Consider the following 17,647-nt stretch of genomic DNA (forward strand, 5'->3'; position numbering starts at 1 on the left):
CCTCGCTCTCATCCGAAAGCTCGCTCTCAACCTCCTCAGACACCACCCAGACAAAGGATCCATCAAAGGCAAAATCAAACGAGCCTCATGGAACGACCACTTCCTCTTCAGCCTCCTCGCTCAAATGCGATAGCCCTGCCCTTAGGGGAGGGGTTGGGGTGGGGCAGCGCGGCAAGCACATCGTCTGTGGATAGGCCCCACCCCCACCCCTCCCCTGAAGGGGAGGGGCTTAAGATCGTCAACAATTCGTCCATTCCGCCGCCCCAACGAAAAGAGCGGCGAGCCCAGGCCCGCCGCCCCCATTTCCCTCCGCTGACGCCGCTTCAGGTCGCGTTGACGGTCTGGCCCCGGCAGACGTTGACGTTGTCGAATTGCTGCGTGACCTCGTCCGAGAATTGGATCTTGATGTCGTAGAGGCAGACATCGCCGGTCCCGAGGGTGAAGTTCGACGAGCTCTTGGGCTTGATCGCGTATTTCATGTCGACCTCGTGCCAGGGATCCTTCGATTCTCCCGCTCGCGCCGTCCATACGCGCTGCACCGAAACGTCCGCATTACCGTTATATATTGTGAAATTGCGACCCGAGTCCGCGATAGCCGGCGCCGCAACGATGCCAGCGATCAACACGGCCACTGCCGTGCCAGCCTTGATTGCCTGAATCATCCCTGTAACCCCCAAATTAGGACTGCTTCGACCGGACGAATCCGGTCCAAACAGTCTAATATACCCAGGGTATGGTTGCACGCGCTAAGTTGGTCTGCAGTCGACCTTTACTGTCCCGCGACGCGCCAACTATCGACCAACTCAGCGATTGATTGGAAATGTCGCCCAATGTCATGGTGTAACAATGAACATAGCGATGTCCATTTTATACAATTTATGAAGCTTGCGTGTCAGTTCGACTTCGCCTGCGCTCTGAAGCGATGAAGTAGCGGCTCGGTATAACCGTTGGGCTGGGCCGTCCCTTCGAACACCAACGCGCGCGCCGCCTGGAAGGCCGGGCCCGCCGGGTTGGCGACCAGCGAGCGATAGGCGGGATCGCCGTCGTTCTGCGCGTCGACCTTCGCCGCCATACGCCCGAACGCCGCCTCGACCTCCTCGGGCGTGCACACGCCGTGCAGCAGCCAATTGGCCAGCGCCTGGCTGGAAATGCGCAGCGTCGCGCGATCCTCCATCAACCCGATATCGTGGATGTCGGGCACCTTGGAACAACCGACGCCCTGGTCGATCCAGCGCACGACATAGCCCAATATGCCCTGGGCATTGTTGTCGAGCTCGGCGCGGACCTCGTCCGGCGTCCAGTTGCGACCGAGCGCCAGCGGCACCGACAGCAGATTGTCGAGACTGGCGATCGGCTCCGCCGCACGGGCCTTTTGGCGCTCGAGCACATCGACCTGGTGGTAATGCGTCGCGTGCAGGGTCGCCGCGGTGGGGGATGGCACCCAGGCAGTGGTCGCGCCGGTCATCGGGTGCCCGATCTTCTGCTCGAGCATGTCGGCCATGCGATCGGGCGCGGCCCACATGCCCTTGCCGATCTGCGCCTTGCCGCTCAAGCCGCAGGCGAGCCCGATCTGGACGTTGCGATCCTCATAGGCCTTGATCCAGGCCGAGGTCTTCATCTCGCCCTTGGGGACCATCGGTCCGGCCTGCATGCTGGTGTGGATCTCGTCGCCGGTGCGGTCGAGGAAGCCGGTGTTGATGAACACGATCCGCTCGCGCACCGCATGGATGCACGCCGCGAGATTGGCCGAGGTACGCCGCTCCTCGTCCATCACCCCGACCTTGATCGTGTGACGGTCGAGCCCGAGCAGGTCCTCGACCGCGTCGAACAGGCGATTGGTGAAGGCGGCCTCGTCGGGGCCGTGCATCTTGGGCTTGACGATATAGATCGAGCCCGCCGGGCTGTTGCGGAACTTGCCCAGTCCCTTGAGGTCGTGGAGCCCGATCAGGCTGGTCATGATGGCGTCGAGAATACCTTCGGGCGCTTCGCCGCCATCGGGCAGCAGGACGGCCGGCGTGGTCATCAGGTGACCGACATTGCGCACGAACAACAGGCTGCGGCCGCGCAAGCTCCGGTCGCTACCGTCGGGAGCAGTGTAGCGGCGGTCATCGTTGAGGCGGCGAGTCATGGCCCGCCCGCCTTTCTCGAACGTGTCCTCCAGGTCGCCGCGCATCAGCCCGAGCCAGTTGGCATAAGCCGCGACCTTGTCCTCGGCATCGACCGCGGCGATCGAATCCTCGAGGTCGACGATCGTGGTGATGGCACTTTCCAGGATGACGTCGGCGATCCCGGCGGGGTCGGTCTTGCCGATCGGATGCTCGCGATCGATCACCAGTTCGATGTGCAGGCCGTTATGGCGGAACAGATAATTCTCACCCGCGCGACCGACGAGTAGCGACGGATCGGCCAGTTCCGGCGCGCCGGTCAGCTCGGCCCAGCTTCCGCTGGCGAGCGGGACCGCCTTGTCGAGAAAGGCTTTGGCCCAGGCGATCACCTGGGCGCCGCGCTCGGGATCGTAGCCGCCAGGCTTCGCGGTGCCGGGGATGGCATCGGTGCCGTAGAGCGCATCGTACAGGCTGCCCCAGCGCGCATTGGCGGCGTTGAGCACGAAGCGGGCGTTGAGCACCGGCACGACCAGCTGTGGCCCGGCCATCGCTGCGATCTCAGCATCGACCCGCTCGGTGGTCACCCGGAACGGTGCCGGCTCGTCGACCAGATAGCCGATCGATTTGAGGAAGGGCTGATACTCGGCCTGGTCGATCGATTCGCCCGTGCGCTCGGCCAGCCAGCCGTCGATCTCCGCCTGGATCAGGTCGCGTTTGGTCAGCAAGGCGGCATTGTCCGGCGCCAGTTGCGCGAAAATGTCGGCGACGCCTGCCCAGAATCGGTCGGGTGCGATCCCCGTTCCCGGCAGCGCGCGCTGCTCGACGAAGTCGACGAGCGCGCTGGCTACGCTAAGGCCGTTACGGTCGATCATGATGCCTCCGGACATGCACTGCTCCAGCTTGGAGATGAGGGGAGGAGCCGTGCCAATACACAGACGAGCCATACCGTCCACACGAAAATACGCTTGCCGCTCGCGTAAACCAGTGGCTAACTGCAACCGAAAAGCAGGAGAGATTGGATGGCGGAGGCTTATATCGTGTCGGCGGCGCGGACCGCCGGCGGGCGGCGCGGCGGCAAGCTGGCGGGCTGGCACCCGGCCGACCTGGCGGGCAAGGTGCTCGACGCGGTGGTCGAGCGCGCCGGGATCGACGGCGCAGCGGTCGAGGACGTCGTCATGGGCTGCGTCATGCAGGCGGGCGAGCAATCGGCGCATATCGGCCGCAGCGCGGTGATGGCCTCGTCGTTACCCGACAGCGTCCCCGCCGTGTCGATCGACCGCCAGTGCGGCTCCTCGCAACAGGCGATCCAGTTCGCCGCGCAAGCGGTGATGTCGGGCACGCAGGACGTGGTCATCGCCGCCGGGGTCGAGAGCATGACTCGCGTGCCGATGGGCCTCGCCAGTTCGGCGCCCGCGCAACTCGGGATCGGCGTGGGTCCCTGGTCGCAAAGGATCAAGGACCGTTACGGCGTGCAGGGCTTCAGCCAGTTCGTCGGCGCCGGCATGATGGCGCAGAAATACGGCTTCAGCCGCGAACAGCTCGACGCCTTCTCGCTGGAAAGCCATCGCCGCGCCGCCGCCGCGACCCAGGCGGGGGCCTTCGACGCCGAGATCGTGCCGATCGAGGTCGTCGACGAGGAAGGCAACACCGTCCTCCATCTGCATGACGAAGGCATCCGCTACGACGCGACGATGGAGTCGATGGCGGGGGTGAAATTGCTCCAGGAAGGCGGCGTGCTGACCGCGGCCTCGGCCAGCCAGATCTGCGACGGCGCCTCGGGCGTGCTGATCGTCAGCGAGCGCGCGCTCAAGGAGCACGGTCTGACGCCGATGGCGCGGATCCACAATCTGACCGTAACCGCCGGCGACCCGGTGATCATGCTCGAGGAGCCGCTACCGGCGACGCAGAAGGCGCTGGCGCGTGCCGGCATGAAGATCGAGGATATCGACCTCTACGAAGTCAACGAGGCGTTCGCGCCCGTGCCGCTCGCCTGGCTGCAAGTGGTCGGCGGCGACCACGCCCGGCTCAACGTCAACGGCGGTGCGATCGCGCTCGGCCATCCGCTCGGCGCCTCGGGCACCAAGCTGATGACGACGTTGCTCCACGCGCTCAAGGCGCGCGACAAGAAATGGGGACTGCAGACGATGTGCGAAGGCGGCGGCATCGCCAACGTGACGATCGTCGAGCGGCTCTAGTCCTGCGTCGCCCCCGCGAAGGCCGGGGCCGCCGGCAGCATTCCATAACATAGCGGCCCCGGCCTCCGCCGGGGCGACGGGAGAGGGAAATGAAACTCGATAATTCGGTAGCCGCGGTCGTCACGGGCGGTGCGTCCGGCCTCGGCGCCGCGACCGCGCGGGCGCTTGCCGCCAAGGGCGTCAAGGTCGCGATCTTCGACCTCCAGGCCGAAAAGGGCGAGGCCCTCGCCCAGGAGATCGGCGGCGTGTTCTGCGAGGTCAACGTGACCAGCGACGAGAGCGTCGATGCCGGCTTCGCCAAGGCACGGGCTGCGCACGGGCAGGAGCGGGTGCTGGTCTGCTGCGCCGGCACAGGCAACGCGGTAAAGACCGCCAGCCGCTCGAAGGAGGACGGCTCGATCAAGCATTTCCCCTTGGAAGCGTTCAACTGGCTCATCCAGATCAACCTGATCGGCACGTTCCGCTGCGTCGCCAAATCGGCGGCAGGGATGCTGACGCTCGAACCCGGGGTCGATGGCGAGCGCGGCGCGATGGTGATGACCGCCAGCGTGGCGGCCGAGGACGGCCAGATCGGCCAGGCAGCCTATTCGGCGTCGAAGGGCGGGGTGGTCGGCATGACCCTGCCGATAGCGCGCGACCTGATGGGCGAAGGCATCCGCATCAACACGATCCTGCCCGGCATCTTCGAGACGCCGCTGATGCAGGGCGCGCCGCAGAATGTGAAGGACGCGCTGGCGGCGTCGGTGCCGTTCCCCAAAAGGCTCGGCAATCCCCCCGAATATGCCGGGCTGGCGCTGACCATGATCGAGAATTCGTATTTCAACGGCGAGGATGTCCGCCTCGACGGCGCGATCCGCATGGCGCCACGGTGAGGTGATGCGAACAAAAAGCCCCTCCCCTTCAGGGGATGGGCTGGGGGTGGGGCAGTGCCTCAAGCCACCTCGTCTGTGGAGAGGCTCCACCCCAACCCCTCCCTTGAAGGGGAGGGGCTAAGGGAAAAGGAGACCTGCATGCCCGGCCCTTTGCACGGCATCCGCATCGTCGAACTCGCCGGGATCGGCCCGGGCCCGTTCTGCGGGATGATGCTGGCCGATCACGGCGCGGAGGTGATCCGCGTCGACCGGCCCGCTCCCGGCGGCGACCCGCGCGGGCCGACCGCGCGCCATTCCCGCGATCCGCTGCTTCGATCGCGCACCGCAGAGACCCTCGATCTCAAATCGCCCGACGACACCCTGAAGCTGCGCGAACTGCTCAAGACCGCCGACGGCATGATCGAAGGATTTCGTCCCGGCGTCATCGAGCGGCTGGGGATCGGCCCCGATGTGCTGCTCGCCGATAACCCGAAGCTGGTGATCGGCCGCATGACGGGCTGGGGCCAGGACGGCCCATACGCGGCGGCGGCGGGCCACGACATCAATTATATAGCGCTGTCGGGCGTGCTCGGCGCACTCGGTCGCGAAGGCGAGAAGCCGACGCCGCCGATCAATCTGGTCGGCGATTTCGGCGGTGGCGCGATGATGCTCGCCTTCGGCATGGTCAGCGCCTTGCTCGCGGTGAAGAACGGGGCGCCGGGGCAAGTGGTCGATTGCGCGATGACCGACGGATCGGCGTTGCTGATGGCGATGATGTGGGGATTTCGCGCGCAAGGCATCTGGGGCGACGCGCGCGGCACCAATCTGCTCGATAGCGGCGCGCCGTTCTACGACACCTATGAGACCGCCGATGAGAAGCATGTCGCGATCGGGTCGATCGAACCGCAATTCTACGCATTGCTGAGGCAGGCGCTCGGCATCGCCCAGGACGCCTTGTTCGACAACCAATATGACCGCACGCGATGGCCGGCGCAGAAGGCGCGGCTGGCCGAGATCTTCCGGACGAAGACCCGCGACCAATGGTGCGCCGAGATGGAAGCGACCGACATCTGCTTCGCCCCGGTACTCGGTTGGGACGAGGTCGCGGACCATCCGCACAACAAGGCGCGCGGCACTTTCATCGAGGTCGATGGCGTGACGCAGCCGGCACCCGCGCCGCGCTATTCGGCGACGCCTTGCGATCCGCCGCGCCAATAAAAGGGGAGGGCATCATGCCGCATTTCGGCGACTATCAGAACGAAATTTACGGCGCCGGCCTGCGCGGCGTGCTGCCCAAGGTGCCGGTCGATTTCGCGACCCTGGTCGAGCGCGCGACCGCGGCGATGCCGCCGCACGTGCTCAACTACGTCCAGGGCGGGTGCGGCGACGAATGGACCCAGGACCGGAATGCCGCCGCTTTCCATCATTGGGGAATGGTGCCGCGGATGATGGTCGGCACGACCAGCCGCGACCTCTCGACCGACATTTTCGGACATACGTATTCGAACCCGCTGTTCATGAGCCCGATCGGGGTGACCGGCATCTGCAGCCTCGATCAGCATGGCGACATCGCGGCGGCCAGGGCATCGGCGACGACCGGCGTGCCGATGACCGTCTCGACGCTCGGCAACGACACGCTCGAGGAAGTGGCCAAGCATCTCGGCGACACGCCGGGCTTCTTCCAGCTCTACACGCCGCGCGACCGCGACCTCGCCGAAAGTTTGATCCGCCGCGCCGAGGCGGCTGGCTATCGCGCCCTGGTGGTGACGCTCGACACCTGGGTCACCGGCTGGCGGCCGCGGGACCTCAACGCCGGCAATTTCCCGCAGCTGCGCGGCCATGTGCTGGTCAATTATTTCGCCGATCCGGTCTTCCGCAAGCTGCTCGGCAAGGATCCCGCGGCGGCGCCGGCCGAGGCGGTGGGATTATGGGCGTCGCTGTTCGCGCGGCCGCTGACCTGGGATGACATGGCCTGGTTCAAATCGGTCACCAAGTTGCCGATCGTGCTCAAGGGCATCTGCCACGCCGACGATGCGAAGAAGGCCGTCGACATGGGCGCCGATGCCTTGTTCTGCTCGAACCATGGCGGGCGTCAGGCCAATGGCGGGATCGCCGCGATCGACATGTTGCCCGACGTCGTCGCGGCAGCGGGCGACGTGCCGGTGTGGTTCGACTCCGGCATCCGATCGGGCAGCGACGTCATCAAGGCGCTGGCGATGGGGGCGCGCGCGGTCGGGGTGGGGCGGCCGTTCGTCTACGGCCTCGCGCTCGACGGTGCGGAGGGCGCCGCGCACGTCCTCAGATGCATCCTGGCGGAGGCCGATCTGATGATGGCCGTCAACGGCATGCCGACGCTCGACCACGTCCGCGCGGCGGGGGTTCAGCGGCTTTCGCAATAAGCCGGCGAGTAAGAATATACAGCGTTTTGCGCGGGATATGGCCGATCCGGGCTGACTTATCGATTTTATTCGTGGCCCGATATGATATGACCCCTCCGGGGAACTAACAGGGGGATTCGTGTCGCTTCGATTCCAGCGCGCATTGTTTTGCGCAGCAGCGTTTGTCGTGCCCGCCACCGGCGTCATTCAACCCGCGATCGCGCAGAGCGTGCCCGGCGCATTGCCGAGCCGAGAGCAGATCGAGCTTCCCAAGGTCGATGCGGTCAAGCCGCGATCGGGCATCACCGTCACCGATGAAACCAAGCGGACGGCGAACTGCCCGTTCGTCGATTCGCCGATCGAGGTCGCGATCGATCGCCTGCATTTCTCCGCCCCGGGCGGAGCGGCGCTTCCCGTCGCGTTGCTCGACACGCTTGCCGGCATCAAGCCGCATCCGGGCAAACAGAAATTGGTCCAGCTCTGCGACTTGCGCGACGCCGCGGCAAGCGCGCTCAGCAATGCCGGTTACATCGCCGGCGTCACCATCCCGCCGCAGGAAATCAACAGCGGCGACGCGACGCTGATCGTCATTCCGGCGAAATTGGTCGATGTCCATATCAGCGGCTCGGCGGGACGGTTCGGCCGCACGCTCGCCGCGCGCGTCGACCGGCTGAAGGCGATGCCCGCGCTCAATACGCACGAGATCGAGAGCATTCTGCTCGGCGCCAACGATGTTCCAGGACTTCAGGTCAAGATGGCGCTGCGGGCGGCGGGCACAGGCCCGGGCCAAGTCGTCGGCGAAGTCGCGGTCGACTATACGCCCTTCTCGATCCTGGCGAACGTCACCAACAGCGGGTCGCGCTCGATCGGGCGCGAGAGCGGGACGCTGCGTGCCGAATATTACGGGCTGACCGGCCTGTCGGACCGCACGTTCATCGGCGCCTCCTCGACCGCCGACTTCCGCGAACAGCAGGTTCTTCAGGTCGGCCATTATTTCGCGACCGACGGCGGCCTCAGCATCGGCGGGCGCTTCAGCTATGCCTGGTCGAAACCCGATATCGGCGCGCTCGACTTGCGCTCGCGGTCGCTGATCGGCGGGCTCGACGTGTCGGCGCCATTGCTCCGCAGCGTGCGCGCCAACGCCGATTTCGGCGGCGGCGTAGAGATCATCGAGCAGCGTATTCAATTGTTCGTCGGCAACAGCGGCATTCCGGTGACGCTCGACAAGTTGCGTGTCGGCTATCTCCGCCTGTCGGGCAGCAAGCGCATGCCGCGGTTCAACAAGCCCGATGCATGGGGGATCAGCGGTTCGCTCGAATTGCGCCAGGGCCTCGACATCCTAGGCGCCACCAAGACGGGCGTGCTGACGCCCGCCGGCTACGGACCCAGCCGGTTCGAGGGCAGCGCCAGCGCCACCGTCGTCCGCGGCGGGATCAACGGTTTCGTCAGTATCGGCCGAGACTTCAGCCTGGCCGCGACCGCGCAGGGCCAATGGGCGAGCGGCCCGCTGGTCAGCTTCGAGGAATTCTCCGTCGGCAACCTGACGATCGGCCGCGGTTATGACCCGGGCGTGACCTCGGGCGACAAGGCGATCGGTGTGCGGCTCGAGCCGCGCTGGCAATTGCCGGTCAAGTCGCGGGCCGCGTTCGTTGCGTTCGGCTTCTACGACACCGTGCACATCTGGAACGACGACACCTTCACCACCGAGGGCAGCCGGGCGCTGACGTCGTTCGGCGGCGGCATGCGCGCGATCCTGCCCGGCCTGATGTCGCTCGAGGCGATGTACGCGCACCCGCAGGATCCCGAGCTGAACCTGCCCGGCGCGCCGCGCGCGTCCGACCGCGTGCTGCTGTCGCTTACCGTCCAATTCGCTCCGCGCCGTTGAGTTTCAGGGGACCAGTCATGATCAAGTCGACCCGCCTGCGCACCACGCTTTCCGCCTCGACCATCCTTGCCGCCGGGCTGCTGCTCGTCGTGACGCCGGCCCAGGCGCAGAATCTGCCGGATACGGGAAATGTGTCCGTCTCCACCCGAGGCCTTAGCGGCGGAGCGCCTGGATCGACCGATCCCGGCTTCTCGACCTCGGGCGCGGCGGGCGCGCAGACTTTGCGTGTCGACCTTAAGGACAATCGTACGATTCTGAACTGGGGCGGCACGGGCTTCAACGTCGCCGCTGGCAATACGGTCGACTTCAAGGATGCGCGCGCGACCGCGGGCGTGACGGGTCGGACCGACAACATTGCCGTGCTCAATCGCGACCTGAGCGGCAATACGTCGAACATTCTCGGGACGATCAAGTCGGACCCCAATGTCGCGGTCTATGTGCTCAACCAGTCGGGCATCCTGTTCGGCGATAATGCCAGTGTGAATACCGGCGCCTTCTTCGCCGGCACCAGCAACCTGTCGAACGACAACGATTTCCTGAACGCTGCCACGACGCTTCGCTTCAGTGGCTCGACCGGCGGCACGATCACGGCCAATGCCGGGTCGCAATTCACCACCGCGGCGAGCGCCAGCAGCAATGGCGGCCGCATGGGCGACCTGGTCATGATGGGATCGGCGGTGCTGTTCCGCGGTTCGGCCGGCAATGCCACGTCGGGCGGTGCGGCGGGCGATGTCGCGCTGATCGCGGCGAGCGATGCCGCGATCACCAACGCACCCGGCAGCCCGCTGTCGATCCAGATTTATAGCGGCACATCGCTGTTCGACGGCATCGAGGTAGGCGGCGCATCGACCGTTCGCGGGAAGAACGTGATCCTAGCTTATGGGATGAACGGCTTTCTCAGCGGCCCCGACACCAGCGTGAGTATCTACGGAAACCTGGTGGCAACCGGGGCGCAGGTCACCGATCAGGGCGTCGTTCTGGCAGCTGGCAGCCCTGCCGGTCCGGTCACGATGGATCTCAACGCCATCAGCGGGATTGGATCGATCAACCAAACCGGCACCATAAACAGCGCGAAGAATGTCCTGTCCTCGGATATAAACCACAATGTCGATGGCGCGATTACCGCGGCAGGGGATGTGAATTTCCTAGGTTTCGTCAGTTCCAATTCTGCCAATGGCACGATCACTGGCGCCAACGTCAACTTCAGCAATCTGACCGTCACGCACGGGCTGGTAACGGCGACCGCCGGCAACGTCACCTATAGCGGTGGACTCGGGCTCCTCAACTTGGGAGGCGGCGTGAAGGCGACGGGGGACGTCGTTTTCGACGGCCTGGGCTTCACTCTCGGCGGGTCGGGCGCCACTATCGGTGGCGCGCTCAAAGTGACCGTGATGGATACGGTGACGCTCGACGCGCCGGTGACGGCGGGGTCGGTCGACATCAAGACCACCAACGCGGCTGCGACCGGATTCAATTCGATCACGGGCGGCAACATCACCACCACGACCGGCGATCTGTCGCTCGTTTCGGTGGGGGATGTCGAACTTGGCGATCTCAGCTCGGCGGGCGCGCTCACGGTCAGCGCCGCCGGGCATGCCTGGCTCGGCACGATCAGCAGCGCCGGCAATGCCGGCATCACCGCCACCAACGATATCCTGTTCAGTGCCGGTGCCACGGCTGGCGGCAATCTGAGCATCAGCGCGGACAGCCTGGCACTGGGGTCGGCGACGTCGCCCGGTTCCGTGTTCAAGGCTGCCGGCTCGGTCGATCTGACCGCTACGTCGGGCTCCGTCACCGGTTCGGACAACGTCTCGGTCCAGAGCAATAGCGACGGCGTCGGCAGCGAAGCGCTCACTATCACCGCCGCGACGGGAGTCGACTTTGCCGCCGGCACCTCGCTGATGGGCGGCACGGCGCGGCAATCGGACGTCATCATCAAATCGGCCGGCGCCAGCGCGCTCGGATTGGGCGACGTCTCGGCCCGCACGATCCGTGGATCGATCGACGGGGGCACGGTCTACGATGCGCTCTATCGCGATGCGCCTATCGCGCTGCGTGGCGCGATCAATACGACCTCTCCCTTTTTCGCCGAAGGAACGTCGCTGACCGTCAATGGTCCGATCACGGTTTCCGCTGGCTATGTCGAGCTCCACAGCGCGAGCCCGCTGACGATCAGCAGTGCGATCAAGGCGACTGGTGATGTAACCGTCACCACGAGTTCGGGCGATTTGACCGTTGCCGCGGGCGGGTCGTTCAGCGGCCATACGATCGTGCTTTCGACGCCCGAACGGTTCGTCAACAATGGCGGCGCGAACATCATGTCGGCGTCGGATCGTTGGGTTGTGTATTCCGCAGCACCCGACACCGATACGTTCGGCGGGCTCGATAGCGGCAATACGGCGGTGTGGAGTTCGACCTTCGCCAATAGCCCACCGCTCGTCCTGGGAAGCTTCCCCGGTAACCGGTACGTCTTTGCGTATCGTCCCACGCTAACCTTTACCTCGCTGGATTACAGCAAGGTCTACGGTACGCAGCTGATCGGCAACGAGCCAACCTATACGGTAACCGGCTTCGAGCCGGGTGTGGCGCACGCCTTTCTCGGCGACACTGCCGGCACGACTTATTCCTCGGGGCCGTCCCTCTTCTCGGGCGGCTTTGCGGAGCGTGCGTCCGTCGCAGGCGGGCCCTATCAGATATTCATCGGGCCCGGCACCATTTATCTCTTCTCCGGCTACGCATCGACCTTCAACAGCACCGGTCGCCTGACGGTGACCCCGAAACCGCTCGGTTTCAACCTGAGCGCTTTCAGCAAGACCTATGACGGCACTACCCATGCGGCAGGCGACCTCACGATTTTCGGGATGGTCGCGGGCGACACCGTCGGGACCAGCGGGACGACCTTCACCTTTGCCGACAAGAACGCCGGCGCGGGGAAGACCGTTAGCGTCACCGGCACCGTCCTGACGGGTACCGATGCGGGCAATTACACCCTTACCTTGCCGGCCAGCGTGATGGCCGACATCTTCCAAAAGGCCATTACCGGCGACATCGTCGCCAACAACAAGACCTATGACGGCACCACCGTGGGCAGCGGTACCGTGACGCTCAACGGCGTCGTGTCCGGCGACGCGGTCGGGACCGGCGGCACGACCTTCACGTTCAGCGACAAAAATGCCGGTACCGGCAAGGTGGTCACCGTCGCGGGTACCGTGCTGACCGGTGCGGATAGAGGCAATTATACGCTCACCGTTCCGACCTATGCCTTTGCCGACATCCTGAGGAAGGTGCTCACGACGAGCGTCGTCGCCAACAACAAGACCTATGACGGCACGACCGCCGGTTCCGGTACGGTGACCCTCAATGGCGTCGTCGCGGGCGATGCCGTCGGGACCAGCGGGACCATCTTCACGTTCAGCGACAAGAATGCCGGCACCGGCAAGACGGTGACGATCGCCGGCACGTCGCTGACCGGGGCGGATGCAGGCAATTATTCATTTGTCATCCCGTCAAGCGCGCTGGCCGACATCTTGAAGAAAGCGGTCACCGCCGGTGTCGTCGTCAACAACAAGACCTATGACGGCACCACGACGGGCAGCGGCACCGTGACGCTCAACGGCATCGTGGCGGGCGACGCCGTCACGACGAGTGGGACGACCTTCACCTTTGCCGACAAGAACGCCGGGTCGGGCAAAACGGTCACTGTCGCGGGCACGACGATCGGTGGGGCGGATGCAGGCAATTACAGCATCACCATTCCGGCGAGCGCGTTTGCCGACATCCTCAAGAAGGCGCTGACCGCGACCGTCGCTGCCAACAACAAGACCTATGACGGTACGACCGCCGGCACCGGCACGGTCTCGCTCAACGGCGTTGTCGCGGGTGACACCGTCGGCACCGGCGGCACGACCTTCACGTTCGCCGACAAGAACGCCGGCACGGGCAAGGCGGTCAACGTCGCCGGCACGACGCTGACGGGTGCGGACGCCAGCAACTACACGCTCACCATCCCGGCGAGCGCGCTCGCCGACATCCTGAAGAAGGCGATCACGGCAAACGTCACCGCCAACGCCAAGACCTATGACGGCACGACCGCCGGTACCGGTACGGTGACCCTCAATGGCGTCGTCGCGGGCGATGCCGTCGGGACCAACGGGACCACCTTCACGTTCAGCGACAAGAATGCCGGCACGGGCAAGACGGTCACGGTCGCCGGCACGACGCTAACCGGCGCCGATGCCGGCAATTACACTTTCACGATCCCGGCGAGCGCGCTGGCCGATATCCTCAAGAAAGCGATCACCGCCGGAGTCGCGGTCGACAACAAGACCTATGACGGCACCACGACCGGCACCGGCACGGTGACGCTCAATGGCCTGATCGCGGGCGACGCCGTCACGACGAGCGGGACGACCTTCACCTTCGCCGACAAGAATGCCGGCACCGGCAAGACGGTTACGGTCGCCGGCACCACCATCGGCGGGGCGGATGCCGGCAACTACGCCATCACCATCCCGGCGAGTGCCTTTGCCGACATCCTCAAGAAGGCACTGACCGCGAATGTCGCTGCCAACAACAAGACCTATGACGGTACGACTGCCGGCAGCGGCTCGGTAACGCTCAATGGTGTCGTGGCGGGCGACGCGGTCGGCACCAGCGGCACGACCTTCACCTTCAGCGACAAGAATGCCGGCACCGGCAAGAACGTCGCGGTTGCGGGCACGGCGCTGACCGGGGCCGACGCGGGCAACTACACGCTCACCATTCCGGCGAGCGCGCTGGCCGATATCCTCAAGAAAGCCATCACGGCGGACGTCGTCGCCAATGGCAAAACCTATGACGGCACGACTGCGGGCACGGGCACGGTGACGCTCAACGGCGTGGTGTCGGGTGACGCAGTCGGCACCAGCGGCACCACCTTCACCTTCAGCGACAAGAATGCCGGCACCGGCAAGAACGTCGCGGTCGCGGGCACGGCGCTGACCGGCGCCGACGCGGGCAACTATATGCTCACCGTTCCGGCGAGCGCGCTGGCCGATATTCTGAAGAAGGCGATCATCGCGGACGTGGTCGCCAACGGCAAGACCTATGACGGCACGACGGCCGGCAGCGGCACGGTGACCTTGAATGGCGTCGTCTCTGGCGACGCGGTGGGAACCAGCGGGACGACCTTCACGTTCGCCGACAAGACTGCCGGCACAGGCAAGGCGGTTACCATCGCCGGCACGACGCTCACTGGCGCGGATGCCGGCAATTACACGGTCACGATCCCGGCGAGTGCGCTCGCCGACATCCTCAAGAAGGCGATCTCGGCCAATGTCGCCGTCACCAGCAAGACCTATGACGGGACCACCGCCGGCACCGGCACCGTGACGCTCAACGGCGTCGTCGCGGGCGATGCGGTGACCACCAGTGGCACGACCTTCACCTTCGCCGACAAGAATGCCGGCACCGGCAAGAATGTCGCCGTGGCCGGTACGACGATCGGCGGCGCCGACGCCGGCAATTACACCATCACCATTCCGCCAAGCGCGCTCGGCGACATCCTCACGCGCGCGATCGCGGTGAAGGCCGACGACGCGTCCAAGACGCAGAACGATGCCGACCCGGCGCTGACCTTCACGATCACCTCGGGTTCGCTCGTCACCGGGGATTCGTTCAGCGGAGGCGTCGCGCGCGACAGCGGCGAGAATCCGGGCACCTATGCGATCCGCCAGGGAACGCTGAGCGCCGGCGACAATTACACGCTGGACTTCGCGCCGGGTACCTTCACCATCAACCTGCCGCTGGGCAGCGAAGGGTTGCAGCCGGCGTTCCGGGCGCAGCCGTTGCCGTCGCAGATCAGCACTGGCGCTGCGTCCGGTAGCTCGGTCGATCTCGAGACCAGCGCCGTTTGCGGCGACGACAAGAATTGCACGACGGGTAAGACGGGGAAGTGAGCGGATGACGGTCCGGATAGTTCGACGCCATCCGGACCGTTGACCAAAGTGCCAGAGCGAAACCGTCTCGCCGACCTACCAGCCCAGTCGGCCGGCGAGTTCGGCCGCTTCGGGCCGCCAGTCGATCCCGCAACGTTCCAGCCAGGAATCGTCGAAATAGGTCGAGGCGTAGCGATTGCCGTCGTCGCACAGGATGGTGACGATCGAGCCGTCGGTGCCGGCCGTCGCCATTTCCTCGGCGAGCGCCGCGCAGGCCCATAGATTGGTGCCGGTCGACCCGCCGCAGCGTCGCCCGAGCCGCTCGCTCAATAGCCGCGCTGCGGCGATGCTGCGTGCATCGGGCACCACTTCCATCCGGTCGATCACCTCGGGCACGAACGACGGTTCGACATGCGCGCGTCCGATCCCTTCGATACGGCTGGCGCAGCGGTCGAGCCTGGCGACGCTGCGATCCGCCCAATGGCGGTGGAACACCGATCCTTCCGGATCGGCGACGCAGATGCGGGTCGCCAGCCGGCGATAGCGGACATAGCGGCCGATCGTCGCCGAGGTGCCGCCGGTGCCCGCGCCGCACACGATCCAGTGCGGGATCGGATGCGCTTCGAGCGCCATTTGCGCGAAGATCGCCTCGGCGATGTTGTTGTTGCCGCGCCAGTCGGTCGCGCGCTCGGCGAAGGTGAATTGGTCCATGAACACGCCGCCCAGGCTGTCGGCGAGACGCGCGGCTTCGCCCGCCGCCTCGACCGCTTGTTCGACGAAATGCGGCCGGCCGCCGTAGAATTCGATCTCGGCGATCTTCTCCGCCGAGGTGCCGCGCGGCACCACCGCGATGAACTCGAGCCCGAGCATCCGCGCGAAATACGCTTCGGACACTGCGGTCGACCCGCTCGACGCCTCGACGATCGTGGTGCCGGGCCCGACGCGGCCGTTGCACAAGGCATAGAGGAACAGCGAGCGTGCCAGCCGGTGCTTGAGGCTGCCGGTCGGATGGCTCGATTCGTCCTTGAGGTAGAGCTGGACGCCCGGAAAGCGCGGCAGCGCGATCGGGATCAAATGGGTGTCGGCCGATCGATTGTAATCGGCGTCGATCAGCCGGACCGCTTCGTCAGCCCAGGCGCGGTCATGGGGAGGGGAGTTGGATGCCATGCGCGCCGGATCGACCCATGGGGCGGCGGCGTCAACCTTGGACCACGCCCCGCAAAAATATTCCTGAACGGAGATGGGGATTCGGCGCGCGCCAGCGTCTCAGATGACAAGCGGGTGTGCCGCAATGTCGATCACGGGCCCGGGCAGATTGGACCCCGCCGCGCCTGCCGACGGCATCGTCACGGGTTCTGACTCCCCGCTTCCTCGCCCGGGTCAGGACCGGGGCCCGGGCGTCAGCCGTACCCGGGCCCCATTGCCCTCAGGCGCGCCGCAACATTTCGCCGGTGGCGATCACTTCCCACACGCCGTCGCCCAGCGACCGCACCGCCTCGCCGCTCGCAAGCGCGAGCCGTCGCGCGCCCGGATAGGTTCGCTCGCCGGCATCGGTCGGGCGACGATCGACATGCTGATATTCGATCACCACCAGCGGCGAGCCGTCGTCGCCGACGCAGCGCGTGCGCGTCATCTCTCGCTCCGCCGCGCCCGGCGCTGGGGCAGGGGGCGTCACGATGCCTCGGCCGCCGCACGCGCGGCGAACAGCGCGCCGATATCGAGCCGCTTGGCGAGCAGATCGTCGAGCGTATAGCCGTCGAGCACCCCCATGAACGCCGCCAGCGCCTCGCGCAGCGCGCCGGTCAGGCCGCACGCCGGCGCGATGACGCAATTGCCGCAATCGACCAGGTCGAACCCGTCCTCGGTATGGCGGATGACCGCGCCGACATTGATCTCGGTCGCCGGCCGGCCCAGCCGGATGCCGCCGAACCGGCCGCGCACGCTGGCGACATAACCTTCGCGGACCAGGTCGTTGACGACTTTCATCAAATGGTTCTGCGACACTCGATAGGCGCCCGCCACCTCGGCGATCGAGCACAATCGGTCGGGCCGCGCGCCCAGGTAGAGCAGCACGCGCATCGCATAATCGGTATAGAGCGTCAGGCGCATGCCATCTCCCGGATCGGTCCGTCGCACATAATATGCATTTCTATTGCTTGTTTCAAATCGGCGCGATACATGCGCCATCAATACATGATTGGAGTGAGTCGTGGAACAGGCCGCTGAGATCGACGATGCCGAGCTCGGCCCGGTGTACAACGACGCGGTCGCCGACTGGCCCGAGCATCTCGAGAAACTGGTCGCCTTCTGGTCGTCGG

General features: G+C 65.7%; 11 protein-coding genes and 1 pseudogene. 7 read left to right on the forward strand and 5 right to left on the reverse strand.

Going from position 1 to position 17,647, the window contains the following annotated elements:
• Window positions 1–323: 323 nt before the first annotated feature.
• Window positions 324–539 carry a hypothetical protein gene (locus ACTHJR_RS20105; RefSeq protein WP_440525202.1) on the reverse strand — a complete coding sequence of 72 codons (216 nt, stop codon included), beginning with the start codon at window positions 537–539 and terminating at the stop codon, window positions 324–326.
• 353 nt (window positions 540–892) lie between these two features.
• Window positions 893–2,992 (reverse strand): malate synthase G, encoded by a 2,100-nt coding sequence (locus ACTHJR_RS20110; protein ID WP_440525203.1) that lies wholly within the window; start codon window positions 2,990–2,992, stop codon window positions 893–895.
• A 132-nt stretch (window positions 2,993–3,124) separates the two neighbouring features.
• Between ACTHJR_RS20110 and ACTHJR_RS20115 the strand changes: the two genes are divergently transcribed.
• From ACTHJR_RS20115 to ACTHJR_RS20140, 6 genes are all read left to right on the forward strand, one after another.
• The gene (locus ACTHJR_RS20115) at window positions 3,125–4,300 is read left to right on the forward strand and encodes an acetyl-CoA C-acetyltransferase (RefSeq protein WP_440525204.1); all 1,176 of its coding nucleotides are present in this window, start codon (window positions 3,125–3,127) and stop codon (window positions 4,298–4,300) included.
• 89 nt (window positions 4,301–4,389) lie between these two features.
• Window positions 4,390–5,172, forward strand: a complete 783-nt coding sequence (locus ACTHJR_RS20120; protein ID WP_440525205.1) for an SDR family NAD(P)-dependent oxidoreductase — start codon at window positions 4,390–4,392, stop codon at window positions 5,170–5,172.
• A gap of 138 nt (window positions 5,173–5,310) precedes the next feature.
• Window positions 5,311–6,369: a CaiB/BaiF CoA transferase family protein gene (locus ACTHJR_RS20125; protein WP_440525206.1), complete on the forward strand. Its 1,059-nt coding sequence runs from the start codon at window positions 5,311–5,313 to the stop codon at window positions 6,367–6,369.
• A gap of 14 nt (window positions 6,370–6,383) precedes the next feature.
• Window positions 6,384–7,550 carry an alpha-hydroxy-acid oxidizing protein gene (locus tag ACTHJR_RS20130; RefSeq protein ID WP_440525207.1) on the forward strand — a complete coding sequence of 389 codons (1,167 nt, stop codon included), beginning with the start codon at window positions 6,384–6,386 and terminating at the stop codon, window positions 7,548–7,550.
• A gap of 166 nt (window positions 7,551–7,716) precedes the next feature.
• Complete coding sequence (locus tag ACTHJR_RS20135) at window positions 7,717–9,414, forward strand: ShlB/FhaC/HecB family hemolysin secretion/activation protein (RefSeq protein ID WP_440525208.1); 1,698 nt, start codon at window positions 7,717–7,719, stop codon at window positions 9,412–9,414.
• Between the two features lie 17 nt (window positions 9,415–9,431).
• A complete protein-coding gene (locus ACTHJR_RS20140) occupies window positions 9,432–15,350 on the forward strand; it encodes a YDG domain-containing protein (protein ID WP_440525209.1) in 5,919 nt (1,972 codons plus the stop codon).
• Window positions 15,351–15,425: 75 nt separating this feature from the next.
• Here ACTHJR_RS20140 and ACTHJR_RS20145 read toward each other — a convergent pair whose 3' ends face one another.
• The 3 genes from ACTHJR_RS20145 to ACTHJR_RS20155 all read right to left on the reverse strand — a co-directional run bounded on the left by ACTHJR_RS20145 (window position 15,426) and on the right by ACTHJR_RS20155 (window position 17,438).
• Entirely contained in the window at window positions 15,426–16,496 is a 1,071-nt protein-coding gene (locus ACTHJR_RS20145) for a PLP-dependent cysteine synthase family protein (RefSeq protein WP_440525210.1), read from the reverse strand.
• A gap of 259 nt (window positions 16,497–16,755) precedes the next feature.
• The gene (locus ACTHJR_RS20150; protein ID WP_440525211.1) at window positions 16,756–16,962 is read right to left on the reverse strand and encodes a hypothetical protein; all 207 of its coding nucleotides are present in this window, start codon (window positions 16,960–16,962) and stop codon (window positions 16,756–16,758) included.
• 38 nt (window positions 16,963–17,000) lie between these two features.
• Window positions 17,001–17,438, reverse strand: a complete 438-nt coding sequence (locus tag ACTHJR_RS20155) for an Rrf2 family transcriptional regulator (protein ID WP_440525212.1) — start codon at window positions 17,436–17,438, stop codon at window positions 17,001–17,003.
• Between the two features lie 124 nt (window positions 17,439–17,562).
• On the opposite strand from ACTHJR_RS20155, the pseudogene ACTHJR_RS20160 reads away from it, so the two are divergent.
• Window positions 17,563–17,647 (forward strand): annotated as a pseudogene (locus tag ACTHJR_RS20160) (group III truncated hemoglobin); the annotation flags it as partial.

It is taken from the genome of Sphingomonas sp., from assembly GCF_051962185.1.
GTDB lineage: Bacteria > Pseudomonadota > Alphaproteobacteria > Sphingomonadales > Sphingomonadaceae > Sphingomonas.

Excerpts from the sequence above, each read along its gene's own strand:
- ACTHJR_RS20130 (WP_440525207.1), top strand. The coding sequence starts at position 6,384 with ATGCCGCATTTCGGCGACTATCAGAACGAAATTTACGGCGCCGGCCTG.
- ACTHJR_RS20155 (WP_440525212.1), bottom strand. The coding sequence starts at position 17,438 with ATGCGCCTGACGCTCTATACCGATTATGCGATGCGCGTGCTGCTCTAC.
- ACTHJR_RS20120 (WP_440525205.1), top strand. The coding sequence starts at position 4,390 with ATGAAACTCGATAATTCGGTAGCCGCGGTCGTCACGGGCGGTGCGTCC.
- ACTHJR_RS20110 (WP_440525203.1), bottom strand. The coding sequence starts at position 2,992 with ATGTCCGGAGGCATCATGATCGACCGTAACGGCCTTAGCGTAGCCAGC.
- ACTHJR_RS20145 (WP_440525210.1), bottom strand. The coding sequence starts at position 16,496 with ATGGCATCCAACTCCCCTCCCCATGACCGCGCCTGGGCTGACGAAGCG.
- ACTHJR_RS20125 (WP_440525206.1), top strand. The coding sequence starts at position 5,311 with ATGCCCGGCCCTTTGCACGGCATCCGCATCGTCGAACTCGCCGGGATC.
- ACTHJR_RS20140 (WP_440525209.1), top strand. The coding sequence starts at position 9,432 with ATGATCAAGTCGACCCGCCTGCGCACCACGCTTTCCGCCTCGACCATC.
- ACTHJR_RS20150 (WP_440525211.1), bottom strand. The coding sequence starts at position 16,962 with ATGACGCGCACGCGCTGCGTCGGCGACGACGGCTCGCCGCTGGTGGTG.
- ACTHJR_RS20115 (WP_440525204.1), top strand. The coding sequence starts at position 3,125 with ATGGCGGAGGCTTATATCGTGTCGGCGGCGCGGACCGCCGGCGGGCGG.